The following is a 19,246-nucleotide window of genomic DNA, read 5'->3' as shown; positions in this document are numbered from 1 at the left end:
TTAGAATCACTAGTCACATTGCTAATGATACTGGCAATTATATAAGGTGTAGATCGAGCACTTCCAAATCTTAGGTTAATTCTATGGCGATTTAACCTTTAAGACTATCTTTGCTCATTTCCATAGCTACAAAGGTAACAAAAATGTTAAAAAAAACTGCCAAATGTGATGAATTCATGATTTTTTCTGAGCAACTGCAAAGCCGTAACCAATTAGATAAACATCTACACAGCAGCAGAGCATCCCTATTATTACAAGCTAATGGGTCTCAATTTTACGATGGCAATTTAAGGGTCTCTAATGAAAGTCTAGCAAGACAAGGCGACACCCAAGCCATATCTCAATACTTAAGCGAAAGTCTAAGTCCATTAGGTGTGTCAGTAGAGGTAAAAAGCAAACCACTAAAATTTAATGTCGGTTCAGAAAAAATGAACCAAGAGGGCGATCGCCTATGGGTATTTTGTCAATCTACCTACAGTCATGATCCTGAATTATTAGCGGAACCAATCGCCCAGAAGTTACGCCATCTGAACCTAGAAGATTATAGGGATGCACTAATTGTATCTCAAGTTCTAGGGGAAACGAATCCAGACTGGTTATTGAGGGTAGATCTAACTTTGGCAGAAACCATGGTTCAAGAGTGGGCCCGCTGGGGGGATCTAGAAGCAATTGATCGCCTGCTGAACCAGTGTCTATCAAATTTGGGGGTTTCTGTCACCATTTCTTTACAAAAATTTACTCTACACATATTTTGTTATCCCACTGATCTGCTGAAAAATCCACCCGAAAAAGGGGAATGTTTGCCCATAATTGCCAATCAATTGCGGAAAATTTCCCCCCAGGGGGTACTATCAGCTACTGTGTATGGGCAATCAGCCAAAGAAGCACAACCAGAATGGATAGATTGGTTGTCTTTGCCTGCTGCGGAAGATACAAAGTTGTCTACACCAACTAAAGAACTAGCAGCATCAGGAGATAAAGGGGCAATTATTTTCGTTTTAGAACGTCTACTTAATCATGATATAGATTGGCGATTAAGAACGGGCGGAATCCGTATTATTACTTTACAAAAAGGTAATATATTACATATTATGTGTGATGGCACTACCTGTCCACTCCAAGAACAGGTAGCTGACAAAGTGACTGAATTTGCACAACAAATTAGAGCGATCGCTGGTGTGAGAGTATATGGTCGTCGTGCGGGTGATAGGGAACCTCTTTGGCGTCACGGTGTCAACTTTCATGGGACTAATCAAGCATCGGCGGAAGGATTAGTGTTAGTAGACACACCAAAGTTTGCTCCAATAGTGGAGTATAGAGAATACAATAATAGTTTAGTCAATTATCGGTCTAGTAGTAACTTAGCCCCATATATTCCCAGTGGGACCCAGGTAGAGACCTGGGTGGAAGAAGAAAGTCAAGACCAGTCAACAAGTTATTATCAACCAGTAAAAGAGCTAATAAAAAAACTACTTTTAGCAACTCAATTATGCATACCAATTCAAAACCAAAGAGATACAGATCCAAAAGCAAAGGGAATTTCAGCTGGGTTTTTGTGGTTAGTTTTAGGAATAATCCTAATTATCCAAAGTGATTGGCTTTTAGGGAATTTAACCATGGTTAGACAACAATCCCAAGGCACAAAACATAACCAACCCAGAGAAACCAAAGATTTAGAACCATTTAATAATTCTAATTTTTCTTCTGGTTCCAGTACTTCAGAATTGAGCCAATATGATCAAGTTTCACCAGAAGACCCTTTCGTAAACTTACCAAGTTTTAATGCCAAACAATTAGATGCACAACTAGCACTATATAGAAAACGATTAAAAACAGATGGCAAACCACCAGATATATTAATCGTTGGTTCTTCTCGTGCATTACGGGGTATTGACCCATCAGCTATTGCTCAAACCCTAGCTAGTCGTGGCTATCCGGAAGTTAGCATTTTTAATCTAGGAATTAATGGATCCACCTCTCAGGTGGTAGAATTTGTGATTTGCCAAGTCTTGACACCTGCGGAATTGCCAAAAATGATTATTTGGGGAGATGGTTCCAGAGCATTTAACAATGGTCGTCTAGATATAACTTTTAATGCTGTTGCTGCTTCCCAGGGATATAAGCAGGTATTAAAAAAAGCCAATGAACGAAACATGAATGAAATCTCATCTGGGGTAAATAAAAGCTCTACAGAAAATAACATTACCAATATTACTGACATTAATAGCCAACAGGTAGCAAATGAGATGCTAAATGAGTACCTAGCCAATTTATCTTTAGGTTATAAAAAGCGTGAAGAAATCAAGAAATTATTCTTGGATAACCTGAATAATCTAAACCTAATTCATAACTCTCAAAAGAATAATAACTCTCCCGGTGCAGAAAACAATATCAATCAATTTAATGGATTTTTACCCATATCCATGAAATTTGATGCTAAAACCTACTATCAAAAGTATCCTAAAGTGTTTGGTGCTTACGATAGTGACTACAAAGATTTTGAGCTAGATGGTATACAACACAACGCATTAAAATCTATTTTACAATTCACACAAAAACAACAGATACATCTAATTTTCATTAATATGCCATTAACAACAGACTATCTAGATTCCTTCAGGTCTAAATATGAGCGAAAATTCAAAAGATATATGTTACGTAATGCTAGACAGAATCCAAATTTCACCTACCGTGATTTCAGTCGCAGCTGGACAGAAATTGATCAATACTTTTCTGATCCTAGCCATCTGAACCGCTATGGAGCCCGTGAACTCTCCCAGAAATTAGCTACTGATATGATCATCCCTTGGTTGAAGAAATAAATGAAATTTACATCTGCGCTCTACGGTCTATTTCTAGTAATTGTTCTGATCACTTACTGGAATATTAAGCAACCAAAATTTCGTCTGTGGACAATAATCATTTCCAGCATAGTTTTTTACGTCTCCTGGGATGTTCAGTATATACCACTGATGATAGTCCTAACATTTATTAACTTTCGCCTAGGGTTAGAAATTGCCGAAAACTCTGCTTCAAATAATTCTCCAAAGAAAAACAACAACAATCAAGATTCAGAAATTATACAAGCTGACTGGAATCGTGACAGGGTGAAAATTTTAGCTTTAGGTATTTGTTTAAATGTAGGCTTATTATTAGTTTTTAAATACTCGACCATTCTATCCCAATGGATATTGAGGTGGGATATCACCCTAGAAAATGCCAGTTTCAAGTTGGGTATTCCCCTAGGAATTTCATTTTTTACATTTGAGAATATAGCTTACCTTATAGATGTTTATCGAGGAGTACCCCCAGCTGATAACCTATTAAAATTCACATCCTACAAATTATTTTTTGCCAAACTAATTTCCGGACCAATTACCCGCTACCAACAAATATCTTGGCAATTTGATCAGCCAAAAATTAACCATATTCACACATGGACAGAAGGTTTATGGTTAATTGCCAGAGGTGCGGTGAAAAAAGGAGTTTTAGCCGACAATTTAGGAATTTTCGTAGAATTGTGTTTTAACAATGTACAAAGAGCAGGTAGCACAGATTTATGGTTAGCTACTTTTGCTTACGGTCTTCAACTATATTTGGATTTCAACGGTTATGTAGATATTGCCCGTGGTAGTGCTTTACTACTTGGTTTAGTATTACCAGAAAACTTTGATTTTCCCTACTTGAGTAGCAGTATTGCCGATTTTTGGCGTCGTTGGCATATCACCCTAGGTGACTGGTTACGTAATTACTTATATTTTCCCTTGGGGGGTTCTCGTCGAGGATTATTACGTACCTGTGTCAACCTATTAATAGTCATGTTAATTGCCGGTATTTGGCATGGTTCCGCGTGGGGTTTTCTGGTGTGGGGGGGGTCACATGGTATAGCTTTATGTATTCATAGAGTTACAGATGTGGTCAGCAATAATTCCAAGATTTTACGTCTATTTTGGCATCATCCTCTAGGGATAATTTTGGCATGGTTATTAACTCAATTGACCGTATTTATCTCTTGGATTTGGTTTCGGTTACCTAGAATTGAAGATTCAGTATTAGTCATGGGAAATCTTTGGGGACACACAGCTGATGTGCAATTTATTGAGAAGGTTTATATGGAAGCTCTCAATACTAGTCCTAATCAGGTATTATGGGGGTTAATTTTAATATTTGTCTTCATGATTGTGGCTTATGTATTTAAACGAAAACTTCACTTAGAACTCACCTGGCAGTTAAAACTGATTTTTGCGCCTCTATGTTTTTATGCAGTCTGGTTATTGGCACCTCAGGGAAGTTTGCCTTATATTTATTTTGATTTTTAGTGAGACATTTTAGTGATAAAATAGTGGGTATGGTTTTTCCCTCCATATCCAAGAAAGATGTTAATCAAGAGATGGTGATTCTTGAGATAAAAATTTAGTCGCCTTTTTATCATCAGTTCCTATAGCCCAACCTCGACTAATAGCAATTGCGCCTGTCGCAGCTTCACCATCATCTATCTCAACAGTATAATTAACAAAATTCGTTGCTTCAATTTCAGATTCAAAGTCAACAATTGATAATAAACCTTGTTTAATGGCATCTTCAAACTGTTCTATATTTTCTATTTCTAGTAATTCTCTTTTCACCTCTTCAACAATAGTTGCTTGTGCGGAAAACGATTTTGCATATCATAAACAGATAGTTTCTCAAATTCATAAGTTCGATCCACAATATCATCAAGCTCAAGAAATTCTTGACTTAAATATTTCCATTGTAGCACTTTTTCGGGTGACTTTTTAAATAAAAAATCAATGGTATTAACTTGTGTTTTCATTGCATAAAAATATCGCTGGTGTTCTGTTTTAGATTGATATTCTTGATTATTAACGATATAGGGCGTTTTATCTTTTAAAGAAACAGCAATAAGTGCCTGTCGTCTTAAAAGACAAGCTGCTTTTACACTTTGTCATACTATTATAGCTGATCTGATATAGAAATGTCAGGATGAGTAGTATGGAAATTACGAAAATGGGGTAAAATTAGCGAACCTGCCATGTCTAACAAAGGTTAGATCTTGTGTATCGTGCAACGGGTGATTACAGAAGTTAACGCTTGTTAGGGAAAATTCGCGCTTAAAATATATGTAAAAGCTAACTTAATCAAATTAAATTACATAGCACTTAACACAAAACAATCATTAAAAAGCTGACTTGAGCGTCAAAACTGGTAACTTATGGTAACTTAATACTCGGAAACCCCTACCACATATAGGAAAATCCCTAATTGGCAAAATTATTAAAAATTTTGTAAAAACCTCTTTACAAAACTAAACATCTGTCTTAATATAAGTTCATAAGGTAGAAACACCTACCGGAACATACATAAATCTCTCGTAAAACCGCAATTATAAAACCATGACCACTGCCATTCAACAGCGCCAAAGCGCCAACGTATGGGATCGCTTCTGTGAATTTATCACCAGCACCAACAACCGCCTCTATATTGGCTGGTTCGGGGTGTTAATGATCCCCACCCTTCTCGCAGCTACCACTTGCTTCATCATTGCTTTTATTGCTGCTCCCCCCGTGGACATCGACGGTATTCGTGAACCCGTAGCTGGTTCCTTAATGTACGGTAACAACATCATCTCCGGTGCTGTGGTTCCCTCCTCCAACGCTATTGGTTTGCACTTCTACCCCATTTGGGAAGCTGCATCCTTAGATGAATGGTTATACAACGGTGGTCCTTACCAACTAGTAATTTTCCACTTCTTGATTGGTGTAGCCTGCTACCTAGGTCGTGAATGGGAATTATCCTTCCGTTTAGGCATGCGCCCTTGGATTTGCGTAGCATTCTCCGCACCCTTGGCAGCTGCTACCGCAGTATTTTTAATCTACCCCATCGGACAAGGTTCATTCTCTGATGGTATGCCTTTGGGTATCTCTGGAACCTTCAACTTCATGATTGTGTTCCAAGCAGAGCATAACATCCTCATGCACCCCTTCCACATGTTAGGAGTAGCAGGTGTATTCGGTGGTAGCTTGTTCAGCGCCATGCACGGTTCCTTGGTAACATCTTCCTTAGTAAGAGAAACAACCGAAACCGAGTCTCAGAACTATGGTTACAAGTTCGGACAAGAGGAAGAAACCTACAACATTGTAGCAGCACACGGTTACTTCGGTCGCTTGATATTCCAATATGCTTCATTCAACAACAGCCGTTCACTACACTTCTTCTTGGCAGCATGGCCAGTAGTAGGAATCTGGTTTACAGCACTGGGTGTAAGCACCATGGCATTCAACCTGAATGGATTCAACTTCAACCAATCAATCATTGATTCTCAAGGTCGTGTAATCGGTACATGGGCTGACGTAATCAACCGCGCTAACCTAGGTATGGAAGTAATGCACGAGCGTAATGCGCACAACTTCCCCTTAGACCTAGCTGCTGGTGAAGTAGCACCTGTAGCATTAACCGCTCCCGCAATCAACGGTTAATAATCAATACTGGTAAATGAAAAGCTCCTCACCAGGTGAGGGGCTTTTTTTATGGGTAAGATCAGGAGAACTTGTCAAGGAAGAAGTTGAGGGTGCGGAATGAGGAATCGGGTCAGGTTAGGTTAATTTTTGTCAACTTTATTTCTTCAGATAAATATTTTTGATTACAATAATACCGTTCATTGAGGAAAAATACTGAGGGAAATAATGACTCAAATTACAGAAAAACTCAAAAAGTTTACGATTTTGCATTCCAATGGGCGTTGCATAATAGAGGTATGAATTGAGGTAATCTACTGTGCATTGTCCAAACTGCGGGTCTTCCAAAATCAGAAAGAATGGCAAACGTCGAGGTAAACAAAATCACATTTGTGTTGATTGTGGTCGTCAATTTATCGATGTCTATAGTCCACCTAAAGGTTATTCAGAAGAAGTTAAACAAAGTTGCCTGCGCTCTTATATTAACGGTATGGGATTTAGAGCAATTGAACGCGATAAAGGCGTTCATCATACAACTATTATTTACTGGCTAAAACAAATTGGTTCCATACTTCCAGATGCTCCACCAGTTGAGGAAACACCCTTGGTAGGTGAGCTTGATGAGTTGGAGACCTTTGTGGGATCAAAAAAAAACAAAATATGGTTGTGGACAGCAGTAAATCACTTCCGTAAAAATATCCTGGCTTGGGTTGTGGGAGACCACAGCTCACAAGCATTTCAACCTTTGTGGGACATCGTTAAACTCTGGCAATGCTTTTTTTATGTTACTGATGGGTGGAGGGTTTATCCGAGTTTTATTCAGCCAGAGGATCATATTGTGAGCAAAACATATATGACTAGGGTAGAGGGTGAAAATACACGTTTACGTCACTACTTAGCGCGACTACATAGAAAAACGCTATGCTATTCAAAATCTGTAGATATGCTTAGGTATTCAATTAAATTATTACTTCACTATTTAAAGTATGAAGTAATACCCGCGTTTAGTTGATTCATCCCGCAAATATGCAACGCCTTAATTCTTAGCATCACCGCTACTTTAAGTTGATTTCGAAAGTATAGCTGAAATAAGACTTACTTGTCAATAGCAGCCACAAAATAACATAAAGACAACACTGGAATATTGAAGATCCGCATCACGGTTAAATATCAAGGCGAATAAATTCGCCGTTGGCACTTCCTGTCTAAAGCCAAGTGGCTTCCGTGCCTTTCGGCGATTTTCTTGTGAAAAACAGAGAAATTTTGCCAAATTAGCCAAGTGGGTCTAGACAACGGTAAGAGTAAGGGATTAGAATAAGGAATAGACCGCTTCTATCTAAGAAGCAGAATTAATGGAAACTCAATAAAGTATCAGCCCGTGAAATGTCTGGTATTACAAAAAAGACCGCTTCCTTCAGTGGAAGCGGAAATAATAAAAGTAAACACAGGTTAAAGCTGGGGATTTATATCCTTTTTAAAATGCTCTGACCCAGGGATTTACAAAACAAAATCATCAATTATTTTAATTAAGTATCTTTATTTTCGTGATAAAGTAAAAGCTTTAGCGATTTATGATTATGCCAGAATCAGATTCACCTATTAATTCAACTAATTTCTATTCTCGTAAACTTTATGCCTTGCTAGAAGACCACTCTATTCTGCAACAATGGCCTTCTATTCCTCCAGGAGAGTTACCTGAGCAAATAGCTAGTTCCTCAGATCGGGTTAATCTGGCACAGATCCCAGGCACTAATATTAATAGAGTCAAGCATCCTATTAGTGGACAAAGTCGAAATATTACTTCACAATCCTCCATACCAGAAATTCCTCCAGAAATTGCCTCCGAAACAGATATAGAAAAACTTTTTTGGTGGTTTTGGCGATTTTATCCCGAACTCATCCAACAAAACCAAAATGATTTTTTCCTCTATCCCGCTCATAGCATCCTTCCTGATTGTCCCCTATATAGCTATAAAAGTACCGTTTCCGCTCTAGTTGGGGCAATGTATCCCCCACGTTGGCAACCCGAAAATAAACACCAACACCCTTATTTGCTACTGTTTACTTTCTCCCCAGTACAAGAATTTATCAAAGCATCCCGAAAGTTTTTAGATTTCTGGGCTGGTTCATATTTACTCCACTATCTGAGTGTTAAACTCTGCTGGAAAATCGCTGAGTTATATGGACCGGATGCGGTTATTACTCCTTCTCTTTGGAGTCAAGAAATTGTGGATGCTTTAATTATTAAAAAATATCCGGATTTTGCTGACTACTTCGCTAGTTTTCAAAAGGAAACAGATCCGGTTGGTAGATTTCATGATGGGGTTTCTACAAGTTTGAGTACGGCTGGATTTCCTAATGTGATTACGGTTTTAGTTCCCGGTAAGGAAGCAGCTAGAGAATTAGGTAAAACTCTGAGAGAATTTTTAACTCAAGAATACTCTGCAATTGCTCAAAAAGTTAGAAAAGATGTGAAAGAACGAACTATCAAATTCCTTAAGGATTCTCAAAATACAGGTAAAATAACTCAAATATTAGAGGAATTTTCTGATAATGAGGAAATACAAGAATTGTGCCAACAAGATTTGGATAAATGGCATAAGGGTAATGATGGTAGCTGTTGGGAGTGGAATAAACTGTGGGAAGCACAAATAGACAAAACTTGGGAAACTTACTGGACAGCAGTACCTTTAGGCAATCCAGACCGGTTATTAAGTATTAATCCTAGTGTGGAAAATTATCAGCAATGGAAACAAGCACAAAATGTGATTAACCCTCCTAATTTTACCGAATCTATACCTACAACAGCTGAAGAAAAACTCTACGACCAGATAAACACTGGTACTTGGTGGGGAGCATTACAAGCACGGTTAGCACAGTCTATTCAAGCTGTAAAAAATACTCGCACCTGGGCAATTCCTACAGCTCCTGGGGAACGTTCTACTTTATCCGGTCAATTTAGCGTAGTTCATCCCCAATTGCATTATCACGGTCAGTTTAAAAATGGAGGTGGACTTTCAGCCAGATCAATGGGTTTATTCTGGCGATTAATGGCTAAAGTTTATCCGGGTCTATTTAATGGTTCGGAGAAGTTAAATGCCATTGAATTAACAAAACGCATGGCTTGGCGATATGGGGGAGTGGCTGAATCTTTGGGAATTAATCTGGGAGAGGGAGATGATACTAACTATGATAATTTAATTCGTTTTCCTAATTTAAGTTCTATTGCTGCAGCTCGATTTACTTATGACGATTTCTGCAAGGGGGGAAACAAAACACGCAGTTATTGGGGTTATCTTAATACATTGATTATTGAGGATTTACCTGACAAGGTAAAGACTTTTGCTTCTCGAACCCGTGCTGTTGCTTATCAAATACCAAAAGTTGATAGGGAAATTAATCCACATAATAGGAATGGACAGAATTTTAATGGAGTCATGTTTTCCAGTAAATGGTTAGCTGATGACATGAATTGTAATGCCCAAGAAACAGCAAAATTACGAGGTTTGGTTCAACAGGCTCATAAGAAAGCAGGTTTTGGCGAAGCTAGTCCGGCTGATTGGTGGGTGATTGTCCTTGGAGATGGGGATGGTATGGGTAAGTATGTCTCCGGGTCAAAGTTAAAGAACTATGAGGAGTATCTAATCACGGAAGCGATCGCAGAAAATGTTAAAAATCATCAAGATTACCCGGATTTACTAGCAACTAAAAAACGCATGGGACCCGCAACCCATGTGGGTTTGAACCGCGCTCTATTAGATTTTTCTAATCGTTTGGTACCTTATCTGACAGAAAAACGCTATTGTGGTAAGGTGGTCTATAGCGGTGGGGATGATGTGATGGCAGTGTTATCTCTGGCAGATTTACCGGGTTATTTGCGATCGCTCCGTGCTGCTTGGTGTGGGGGTTCAGATCCAGAGGGAGAATTCAGTACGGATGGTGGTTACTGGACCCCTAAAAAAGATCTGCAAGGATTACAAAAACGCCCCTATTTTACCATGGGAGATGGAGCAACTATGAGTATAGGTATTGTCATTGCTCATAAAAGTGTACCTCTTCCTACCGTACTAGAAAGCCTGTGGTCTGCTGAAAAAGACCGGGCTAAAAAGTTATATGGAAAAGACGGACTCTGTTTTCGGGTAATTTATGGTTCGGGTAACAGTTCAGAAGCTTTGATGAAGGGGGAGTTATTAGACTTATGGTGGGATTTTATGCAGGATTATGAGGAAGATTTAAGTACATTGTTTTATCGATTAGCCGAAGAATTACCCCTCCATGCTTGTATTACCGAAAGCAATCATCTATTTAGAAAAGCCGCACAAGTGATCATCAACCGTCCAGATCAAACATTAGATTCTCGTATTCAAGAAAACTTACTCAATTGGTTGGATCAGTGGGAAAACTGGGCTTATCAAACCTATAATCAAGTAAATCAAAATAAAACTGAAAAACAACCGCCTTTAGGCACTACAGAGAAGGACTTAGCTAATCTTCTGCGTTTTAGTGCCTTCTGGAATGAGAAAATGATGGAACAAGTGAAATGGGGCGAAACTCAACAATAAATTATGAATGAACGGCAAATGTACTGGTATAAGATAGAACCAATAGACGTATTGTTATTTCGGGATGCTAAACCTTTTAGTCCTGGTGAAAGTGCTTGGGCAAAAGGACTCTTTCCTCCCTTTCCCGGTACGGTTTTTCAATCATTGCGCTCTGCTTTAGACAAACATACCAAGGATTTAGATTTTCTGGGGCCATTTCTCTTAGATCCCCAAGATAGATTGTGTTTCCCCACTCCTAAAGATTTACTTGCAGTGAGTTGGAGCACAACAGATAAGGAAACAACAGAAGAAGATAATTTACAAAAGCAGTCCCCAAAATGGCATCGAACTTTACGCCTTGAACCTGTGGATCTAACGGATGAAGCTTGGAAACATTTGGTGTTCGATGAGGTGGAGAGATTAGCTCCCATGGTAGCGCCTTTTAAAAAGCTCAAGCAAGGAGAATTTTTCTGTCGTCCCTATCCTTGGATTACAGCACAAGCTTTAAGCGAATATTTGCAAGGAAAAGAGCTGACAGAACCTACACATTTTCAGGAAACCCCTTGGGATGTGCAGATTATGCCTCATATTCAAATGCAGGCCAATAAGCGACAGGTAAAAGACGAAGATGGCTATTTCACTGAAGTAGCAATTCGTCTAGAACCAGGTTGGCGATTAGTTGCAGGGATTAGCGTTGAATTGCCAGAAACGGTGATCCGTTTGGGTGGTGAAGGACACCGAGCTTTAGTGACCCCTTTTCAAGTACCTGACACAGAAAGAAGAATGTTTAATTCTGACCCCCCGAAAAAGGGAAACTTTGCTTATTTACTCACACCCGGACTGGGGGTTAAGGAAGAAGCTGTTTATGGCATTTATCCCTCTGATTGGCAATCTATCTTAGCAGGATGTGCGAGCGATCGCCCTTTATTGTGGGGTGGTGTTTCCCAAATCAGGCGTAAAATAGGTGGTTATGAAAATAAAGATGAGCAAATTAAACAGAGGTCAACAAATGGGGAGCAAGGAGACAAAGAATTTGCCCTATTACCTCAACGAGCATTTGTGCCATCAGGGACGGTGTATCGGTTTAAAAAACTGCCATCAAAACTAACACACCCTACACACCTTTTACCTAAAAATGACTCAAAGCAACAATGGTTGAAAAGTTTTTACACACTTAACTATGGCAAACTTTTGTGGGGGATAAACCAATGAGGACAAACATAGCCCATTTATATTTACTTTCGCCCTTACATACGGGGGGAACAAGTCAAGAAGGCAACTTAGTCGGTATTGCACGGGAAACCCATACTAACCTTCCTTATCTTCCTTCTAGCACCATACGGGGTCGTTTAAGAGCGGAAACCGATAGTAATCTACGTAATCAACTTTGGGGAAATACCCTGGAGGATGTGCGCAATCCTGAGTGTGCAGATGAGAATCTCACCCAAGGTCAATTATGGGTAGGAGATGGGTCAATTCTGTGGTTTCCGGTTCCTTCTCTGAGTCATGGGGTGGTTTGGGTGACATCTCCCTTTTTGTTGCGTCGTTGGTCACGGTTGACTCAGCCAAACGTACAAATTCCGGAACCAGGGAGTTTTAGCGGGGGGAATAACCAGAATCTTTATCTAAAAGATGCCATTTTTAAAAGGGGAGACTTAATACCCTGGGGAAATGAATGGAAAGAATATCTACCTCCAGGAAGTACAGAAACAGATATCATATCTCAAGCATTAGTTTTAACAGATAGAGACTGTCAAGTATTGGTTCAATTAAGTTTATGGCAACAAGTGAAAATTAAGCTAAATGAAAACAAAAATGTTGATGGTGGTTTTCGGTATGAAGAAGCGATTCCACCAGAAACCTTGATGTATTTTCCGTGGGGAACAACGACAAATGCTAATGGAAATGCTGCGCAGGCCCAAGAGTGTTTAAAAACTCTTTTAAGGTCACATGAAACTTTTCAAATTGGGGGACAAGAAAGTTTAGGGCGTGGTTTTGTGGAAATTTGGACGTACAACGATAAATAAGGAGTAAATAATGTTTACCTATGATCCTCGTACTATTTCTAGTAAAGTGTATTCTCAGCTAAATCAGTTAAACGCTAAAACAAGTGCTGATGATAAGAGAGAGCAAAAAGGTCAAGCTGTTGAGCTTTATAATTATATTGCCACTTGGGGGTTGTTAAGACTCAAAGCGGAAGAATTTGCCCTATCGCAAGAAAATAAACGCAAAGTTGTCAAATGTTTTTTTCAGATTTTAGAAGAGATTCATTTTGGCTCCCTAGACAAAGATTTAACTCCTCCACAACCCACTCAATCTAATCAGCAAGCTATTTCTGTTAATAAACCTAAACCGCCTAATCTTGCTAACCCACCTATTATTATTAGACGACTTAATCAACCTAGTCAACCTACAAGTAACCTTCCTCCAGTGACTACTCTTATTGACAAGGGAGGATTAGATTATTTAACCCAAAATAATTTATCAGGGTCTGAATATTTAGGATTAACTGGATTAGCTCTAGAAGTTGCGCGGGAATTTGCTTTTTGGGCGGAAGCGATTTATCCAAAATCATGAATTTGACTGAATTTGATTTTTCTTATGTTCATTTACTTTGAGTGGTGATTATGTTACCGAACCCTTGGATTAAAAACTTAGAATCTCAACCTAGTAAGGATGCTAGTTTTGTTGAATATTTGCGTTGGATGCGTTCCCCTTCTAAGGATACTACTGTTGATAGTGGGACAATTCTAGAATTATTCGAGGAGTTTAAAGATCAGGATTGGTCAATTCCCTTAAAAAGATTAACTGAACGGATAATTAGATTAGCGGATACTCATTTTGAAGTTAAATGTCCTTGGCGTATACGAGTGGGGGGACATAAGGGACCAGAATCGATGTTGTTACCAGTGTTTGATGCGTTAGGAATGCCTTATATTCCCAGTAGTACGCTCAGAGGTATTGCCCGCGCTATAGCCATGCAAGATTCAACAATAACGGAAGGGGAAGTTAAAGATATTTTCGGGGATATTGAAACAAAATCTAGTATGGGAAAAGTTATTTTTCTAGATGCTTATCCATTACCTGGAAAGGATAAAAAAGCTGGATTATCGGGTGATATGACCAATATGCTTTGGACATGGAATGGAGATAAAACGCCTGAATATAGTAATCCTAATCCTAGCATTTTTCTATCTTTAAAAAACCCCTCTTTTGTAATTGGTTTACGGAGAACAAAATATTCTCCAAAACAAAACAATGAAGAGGAGGATATTTTATATAAAGTTAGGAATTGGTTAATTAAAGGATTAATTGAGGGAATCGGTTATAGAGTAAATACTGGTTATGGAAAATTAAGACCATCAATAAAATTTATTAAAGAACTTAAAGATAAGGAAATTATTGTTCCTCTATCTCCTATTCTCAGGATTAAATTTGAATTACAAGGTCAATTGATTCATGGGTCATATTCTTTCGAACACTGGCAACGAAACAATATTGGGAAATACAGAGGGAAAGCAATTTCAGAAGTCCGCCCCACCGCTTTTCGGTCAATGATACGGTATTGGTTTCGGACTCTAGCATTAGGGGTTTTATCACCTGGTGACGTTAAAAGATTAGAGATGGAAATATTTGGAGGACTTGAAAAAAATCCAAGAACAGATAATTCTCACACAGGACTTTTTCGGGTAGAAATTGAAGAAATAGAAGTTAAAGAAAATTACTCGCAAGATTTACCAAATTTTCTCTCAGGTAAATTAACCTTGCACCACAATTCTCAATCACAAAATTTACCAGAAAATAGACAACAAGCTTTAAGCCTTTTACTCTATAATTTAACTTGGTTAATGTTTCGTTTAGGAGGGGTTGGACAAGGCGCAAGACGACCCTGTTATAAGAGAAGTAGCAATCCATATTGGCGCGGTTCCACTTTAATTCCCCCAGATACAACTGGCGAATTTTGGAATTTACCTGATACTATATTAGAATTTCAAGAATTATTCCGAACCCGACTCAAAGACTTTTATAGAGGTTTACGTACTTTTAGTCTGATAGCATTTGACTATAATGAGTTAAAAACCGTTCAGACTACAAGTAGAGAATGGATTGAATCAGTCGATAAAAATTGTCAAATTTTCGTCTGTGAAGGAAAACAAAGTGGTAACAAATGTTTTGCGCTTTCTGTATTGCATGGTCCTTCTTTTTACAAGAAGGAAAAAGTGTGTGGAAAATCTTCTATTCCCTCCCCTGTTTGGATTCGTCAATTAAATTATGTAACAGGGATTGATTATCAGGTGATAACTGTGTTTGGTGCAACCACTGGATTACGGCGAGATTTTGTTCAGCAATTAACAAAAGATCCTTCTAATTGTTTACAAATTTTTCCCCTAACCACATCTAATAGGACTTAATGAATTACCCATACTTTCCTTTTTGCGTAAGTCCTTGGTATGCACTAAAGCGCACTTCCCTTTGGGGAGTGCTATTAAATTAGCGATCGCATGAACAACTAGAGAAATGCGATCGCCCCAGAACTTAAAACATCCTTTAAAGTAGCAATCTCGCGTGTGGAGTGCTTTGCGATCTCATGTTTTTAAAAACACTCTACCCCCTACCCCAAAACCCTTGAAATAATTGATTTATATCCTTACCAAAAACCTTTATCCTCAATCTTTGATCAAGCAGGATCGGAATGTGAAATGTGAATAATCTAGGTTGGGTTGAGTTTAATAACCCAACACCCCCATGGGATATAAACGGGATTGCGAAGCACCAATAATCAAGACAATGGTAAATTTACATTAATACTATGATATACAGTATTTAAGCCTTAGTTTACTTACCAAGTTAAGGAATATAAAATGAGTACATCAATAAGTAGAATTCGGGGAAAAGAAGCATTAGTTAGACTGGGTATAATAACATCTATATTTACAGGTATAGGTAGTATAATTGCTTCTAATATTCATTGGGTTACCCATGGGGGCGTTGGGTTTCATACTTCAACCCAACCTACGTTCATCTTATATTTAATTCCACCCACCCAATTATTTGGTTTAATACTTACAGATCCAAACGGAAAAAATATTATCTCCTATTCTGGTAAAAATTCTTCAACACCCATATGTTGGAAAGCAGCTCTTAACCCTGAAGAATTAAAAAATCATCCTTATGGCCTGCTGCTTGATCCTCCTGCTATTTTTCCTCAATCGGTATATGCTAATCCTCGTGCAACCGAACAAACTGCTAATCCCTTTTCCAATAGTGGTTGGATTCAGTCTTATGCTGTCGCTATAATTGCCACTATTGTAATGGTTATTTTGATGATCTTAGAACATACTTTAGCTCGAGAAAGAGAAAAAAAACTACAAGAAAATAATAGGAAGCTGCAAATAGACTTAGCGGAAAAAATTCAGGAACGTGAATTACAACAAACCCAAATAGATAGTCAAATCAGTCAATTTGAGCAAGAAGTTGAGCAGTTGCATAATAAAATTGGTGTTTTGAATCAATCAATAGCTCAATTACAATCTCAGTGCCAAAATGAATTATTTGAACTACAAAATAAACTTAGGGAAGCTCAATTGCAATCACAGCAAAATTTAAATCAGCAACAAGAATACGAAAACCGCATACAACTATTGACACAACAGTTAAATGAACAAAAAGGTAATCAGTCTCAGGAACCAAGAAGACAGATTTTAATCAAGATTTTCTGCATCAAATTAAACCTAAATGGGAAGAACAATCAAACCCAACACCCCCTATGAGATATAAATGCGATTGCAAAATATCGCTCTTTATTTGTAGCGTATCATTGCTTTAAGGATGGAAATAGGCAAAAACTTGCTGTGCCAACTTCAATCCAATTCCAGGAGCTTCTGCTAATTGCTGAACTGTTGCTTGACGAATATAATCAATAGTGCGAAAATGAGCCAATAATAGCTTCTGTCGATGGACACCCAAACCAGGGATTTCATCCAAACAAGACCTTTGCCATTGATTACTTCTCTGTTGACGATGAAAACCTATAGCAAATCGATGAGCTTCATCCCTAAGTCTTCTTAACAGTTGTACACCCGGTTGCTCTGTTTGAGTTATCAAAGGTTGAGACTCCTGGGGTAAAAAGATTTCTTCTCTTTTTTTTGCCAAACTAATCACTTGTAAATCCTTTAACAAGTCAACTTCTTGTAAAATATTCACAACCGTAGATAGTTGACCCTTACCCCCATCAATCATAATTAAATCTGGCCAGTCATCATTTCCCTGTCTTGGCAATTGGGGATTTTCAATATACTGTCTGAATCTACGATAAATAACCTCCGCTAAACTGGCAAAATCATCAGAATGACCAATGGTGACATTAGAGTTTTTAATTTTATAGTGACGGTAATATTGTTTAGCTGGTAGACCATCAATAAACACTACTTGGGAACCTACCGCATTACTACCTTGAATATGGGAAATATCATAACCTTCAATCCGATGAGGTAAATCTAATAAACCCAGAATTTCTGCTAAATCTTCCAGACATTTTTGATTAACCTCACCCATTTTTTGCATTCTTTTTAATTCATACTGGGCATTTTTCTCTACCATCTCAATTAATTCTGCCTTAGTTTGTCTCAAAGGAGTAATAATATTCACCTTTTTGCCTTTACGTTGCCTAAGAAAATCAGCTAAAATATCTCCATGGGGTAATTCATATTGCACCAATATTTCTGTGGGAATTTCCACACTATCTGCAGTTTGATAGTGCTCTTCTAAAACCCGCTGTAAAATCTCTCCTGGGTCAGCATGACCATTGGCTACAAAAGCTAATCTTCCTACTAATTTGCCAGCACGAATTTGAAATAACTGAATATGGGCTTGTTGATTGTCTGTGGCTAAAGCAACAGCATCTCGAGAAACTGTATCATCGGGTAGGGATACTTTCTGACGAGCAGTTAGGGATTTTAAACCAATAATTTGATCTCTAATTCCAGCAGCAGCTTCAAAATTTAATTCACTGACGGCGGTTTCCATTTGTAATGTTAAAATATCAATTAGTTCCTCCGTTCTTCCTTGAAATACCATAGCTACTTTTTCTACAACTTTATGGTAGTCTTCTACAGAAACTAACTTTTGACATACTCCCGGACAGCGACCTATATCATAATTTAAACAAGGACGGTCTTTAAATAAGGGTTGAGGTCTTTGTCGCATGGGAAATATCTGTTGGCATATATGTAAAACTCCCCGCAATAGGGTTGAGTCTGTATAGGGTCCATAATATTTATCCTTGTGTGGTCTATCTCCTTCAAGTTTTTGTGTTCCCCGTTGACGTTTACGGGTGATAAACAGTCGCGGATATTCTTCTGACCAGGTGATACATAGGTAGGGATATTTTTTATCATCTTTAAGTAGAACATTAAAATAGGGTTGGTGCTGTTTAATTAAATTTGCTTCTAATGCTAAAGCTTCCGCTTCTGTATCCGTAATGATGAATTCAATATCTGTAATCTGTTGCACCATTGTATTGATACGTTGGGTTTTATTTGTGTAATCCCTAAAATAAGAACGTACTCGAGAGCGTAATTTTCGTGATTTACCAATATATATAATGGTATCCTTCTCATCTCGCATCAAATAAACCCCTGGTGCTAGGGGAATTTCTGATAAGCGACTTTCTAGTTGCTCAGGATTTTTTACCAGGGGTTGGCTGCTATATGCTCTCACTACTCAAGTTAATTAACAAGTTAACTGATTCTAAGATATCTTAGCATTGGTATTTTAACTTAATTTGGGTGATTATGGCAAGATTGCTTTTTGGAGGGATTTTAACTTTATTAGTCTTGTCTATAACTGCATGTAGTAGTCTTGTATTAATTCCAACTTATGAGTTAGTTTTCAAGGCGGTCAGTATGCAGCTAGAACAAGCTCAGCAGGAGCTGGAGCAAAAACTAGATTTGGATTTTGAAGGGTTCACTATTGAACATCTGGTAATTAATCAGCAACAAGCTCTCACAATTGAAAATTTGCCGGGTTATCATGTGGAAGGGGTTTATGATTTGAAGGTTAAATTACCAAGTAGACAAATCACCCAAACGCACAATCATTTTAATATCTATTTACAAATTCAGAAGGAAGGTAAAAGCTGGCGACTACTCATACCTGAGAAAAGTGGGGAAAACCAACCATTAGTTTGGCGTGGTTATTTAATTATATGAGTTATTTCCGGAGTTTAGATTGTCTAAACTCACTTATTTT

General features: G+C 38.1%; 14 protein-coding genes. 11 read left to right on the top strand and 3 right to left on the bottom strand.

Annotated elements, in window-relative coordinates:
* Window positions 1-143: 143 nt before the first annotated feature.
* Window positions 144-2,822 (top strand): hypothetical protein, encoded by a 2,679-nt coding sequence (locus tag IAR63_RS00165; protein ID WP_187706169.1) that lies wholly within the window; start codon window positions 144-146, stop codon window positions 2,820-2,822.
* Window positions 2,823-4,319, top strand: a complete 1,497-nt coding sequence (locus IAR63_RS00160) for an MBOAT family O-acyltransferase (RefSeq protein ID WP_187706168.1) — start codon at window positions 2,823-2,825, stop codon at window positions 4,317-4,319. It begins immediately after the preceding gene.
* A gap of 60 nt (window positions 4,320-4,379) precedes the next feature.
* Here the strand turns inward: IAR63_RS00160 and IAR63_RS00155 are convergent, their stop codons facing one another.
* Both IAR63_RS00155 and IAR63_RS00150 read right to left on the bottom strand, forming a co-directional pair.
* Window positions 4,380-4,625 carry a hypothetical protein gene (locus tag IAR63_RS00155; RefSeq protein WP_187706167.1) on the bottom strand — a complete coding sequence of 82 codons (246 nt, stop codon included), beginning with the start codon at window positions 4,623-4,625 and terminating at the stop codon, window positions 4,380-4,382.
* On the bottom strand, window positions 4,622-4,813 hold the full coding sequence (locus IAR63_RS00150) for a hypothetical protein (protein ID WP_187706166.1): 192 nt from the start codon (window positions 4,811-4,813) through the stop codon (window positions 4,622-4,624). Before IAR63_RS00150 ends, IAR63_RS00155 begins: the two co-directional genes overlap by 4 nt.
* Before the next feature lie 580 nt (window positions 4,814-5,393).
* Between IAR63_RS00150 and psbA the strand changes: the two genes are divergently transcribed.
* The 8 genes from psbA (at window position 5,394) to IAR63_RS00110 (ending at window position 16,767) form a co-directional block, all read left to right on the top strand.
* Window positions 5,394-6,476, top strand: coding sequence for a photosystem II q(b) protein (gene psbA, locus IAR63_RS00145; RefSeq protein WP_006277031.1), 1,083 nt, complete (start codon window positions 5,394-5,396; stop codon window positions 6,474-6,476).
* Between the two features lie 298 nt (window positions 6,477-6,774).
* Entirely contained in the window at window positions 6,775-7,467 is a 693-nt protein-coding gene (locus IAR63_RS00140; protein ID WP_187706165.1) for an IS1 family transposase, read from the top strand.
* 565 nt (window positions 7,468-8,032) lie between these two features.
* A complete protein-coding gene (locus IAR63_RS00135) occupies window positions 8,033-11,017 on the top strand; it encodes a type III-B CRISPR-associated protein Cas10/Cmr2 (RefSeq protein ID WP_223007671.1) in 2,985 nt (994 codons plus the stop codon).
* A gap of 3 nt (window positions 11,018-11,020) precedes the next feature.
* Window positions 11,021-12,208 carry a type III-B CRISPR module-associated Cmr3 family protein gene (locus IAR63_RS00130; RefSeq protein WP_050784643.1) on the top strand — a complete coding sequence of 396 codons (1,188 nt, stop codon included), beginning with the start codon at window positions 11,021-11,023 and terminating at the stop codon, window positions 12,206-12,208.
* Complete coding sequence (gene cmr4, locus IAR63_RS00125; protein ID WP_187706163.1) at window positions 12,205-13,023, top strand: type III-B CRISPR module RAMP protein Cmr4; 819 nt, start codon at window positions 12,205-12,207, stop codon at window positions 13,021-13,023. Before IAR63_RS00130 ends, cmr4 begins: the two co-directional genes overlap by 4 nt.
* A gap of 10 nt (window positions 13,024-13,033) precedes the next feature.
* Complete coding sequence (locus IAR63_RS00120; RefSeq protein WP_187707514.1) at window positions 13,034-13,573, top strand: hypothetical protein; 540 nt, start codon at window positions 13,034-13,036, stop codon at window positions 13,571-13,573.
* A 320-nt stretch (window positions 13,574-13,893) separates the two neighbouring features.
* Window positions 13,894-15,408, top strand: coding sequence for an RAMP superfamily CRISPR-associated protein (locus IAR63_RS00115; RefSeq protein WP_235678309.1), 1,515 nt, complete (start codon window positions 13,894-13,896; stop codon window positions 15,406-15,408).
* A gap of 450 nt (window positions 15,409-15,858) precedes the next feature.
* The gene (locus IAR63_RS00110) at window positions 15,859-16,767 is read left to right on the top strand and encodes a hypothetical protein (RefSeq protein ID WP_187707513.1); all 909 of its coding nucleotides are present in this window, start codon (window positions 15,859-15,861) and stop codon (window positions 16,765-16,767) included.
* A gap of 52 nt (window positions 16,768-16,819) precedes the next feature.
* Here the strand turns inward: IAR63_RS00110 and uvrC are convergent, their stop codons facing one another.
* Entirely contained in the window at window positions 16,820-18,715 is a 1,896-nt protein-coding gene (gene uvrC, locus IAR63_RS00105) for an excinuclease ABC subunit UvrC (protein ID WP_187706161.1), read from the bottom strand.
* A 74-nt stretch (window positions 18,716-18,789) separates the two neighbouring features.
* Here uvrC and IAR63_RS00100 point away from each other — a divergent pair, with 74 nt between their 5' ends.
* Complete coding sequence (locus tag IAR63_RS00100; protein ID WP_096544634.1) at window positions 18,790-19,206, top strand: hypothetical protein; 417 nt, start codon at window positions 18,790-18,792, stop codon at window positions 19,204-19,206.
* Window positions 19,207-19,246 lie beyond the last annotated feature (40 nt).

Origin of the sequence: Cylindrospermopsis curvispora GIHE-G1, assembly GCF_014489415.1 — a bacterium.
Classification (GTDB): Bacteria; Cyanobacteriota; Cyanobacteriia; order Cyanobacteriales; family Nostocaceae; genus Raphidiopsis; species Raphidiopsis curvispora_A.
The sequence above is the reverse complement of the archived record's forward strand: the minus strand, read 5'-3'. Positions and strand labels throughout refer to the sequence as shown.

Excerpts from the sequence above, each read along its gene's own strand:
- cmr4 (WP_187706163.1), top strand. The coding sequence starts at position 12,205 with ATGAGGACAAACATAGCCCATTTATATTTACTTTCGCCCTTACATACG.
- IAR63_RS00110 (WP_187707513.1), top strand. The coding sequence starts at position 15,859 with ATGAGTACATCAATAAGTAGAATTCGGGGAAAAGAAGCATTAGTTAGA.
- IAR63_RS00135 (WP_223007671.1), top strand. The coding sequence starts at position 8,033 with ATGCCAGAATCAGATTCACCTATTAATTCAACTAATTTCTATTCTCGT.
- IAR63_RS00100 (WP_096544634.1), top strand. The coding sequence starts at position 18,790 with ATGGCAAGATTGCTTTTTGGAGGGATTTTAACTTTATTAGTCTTGTCT.
- IAR63_RS00130 (WP_050784643.1), top strand. The coding sequence starts at position 11,021 with ATGAATGAACGGCAAATGTACTGGTATAAGATAGAACCAATAGACGTA.
- IAR63_RS00160 (WP_187706168.1), top strand. The coding sequence starts at position 2,823 with ATGAAATTTACATCTGCGCTCTACGGTCTATTTCTAGTAATTGTTCTG.
- IAR63_RS00115 (WP_235678309.1), top strand. The coding sequence starts at position 13,894 with ATGTTGTTACCAGTGTTTGATGCGTTAGGAATGCCTTATATTCCCAGT.
- IAR63_RS00150 (WP_187706166.1), bottom strand. The coding sequence starts at position 4,813 with ATGAAAACACAAGTTAATACCATTGATTTTTTATTTAAAAAGTCACCC.
- psbA (WP_006277031.1), top strand. The coding sequence starts at position 5,394 with ATGACCACTGCCATTCAACAGCGCCAAAGCGCCAACGTATGGGATCGC.
- IAR63_RS00165 (WP_187706169.1), top strand. The coding sequence starts at position 144 with ATGTTAAAAAAAACTGCCAAATGTGATGAATTCATGATTTTTTCTGAG.
- IAR63_RS00120 (WP_187707514.1), top strand. The coding sequence starts at position 13,034 with ATGTTTACCTATGATCCTCGTACTATTTCTAGTAAAGTGTATTCTCAG.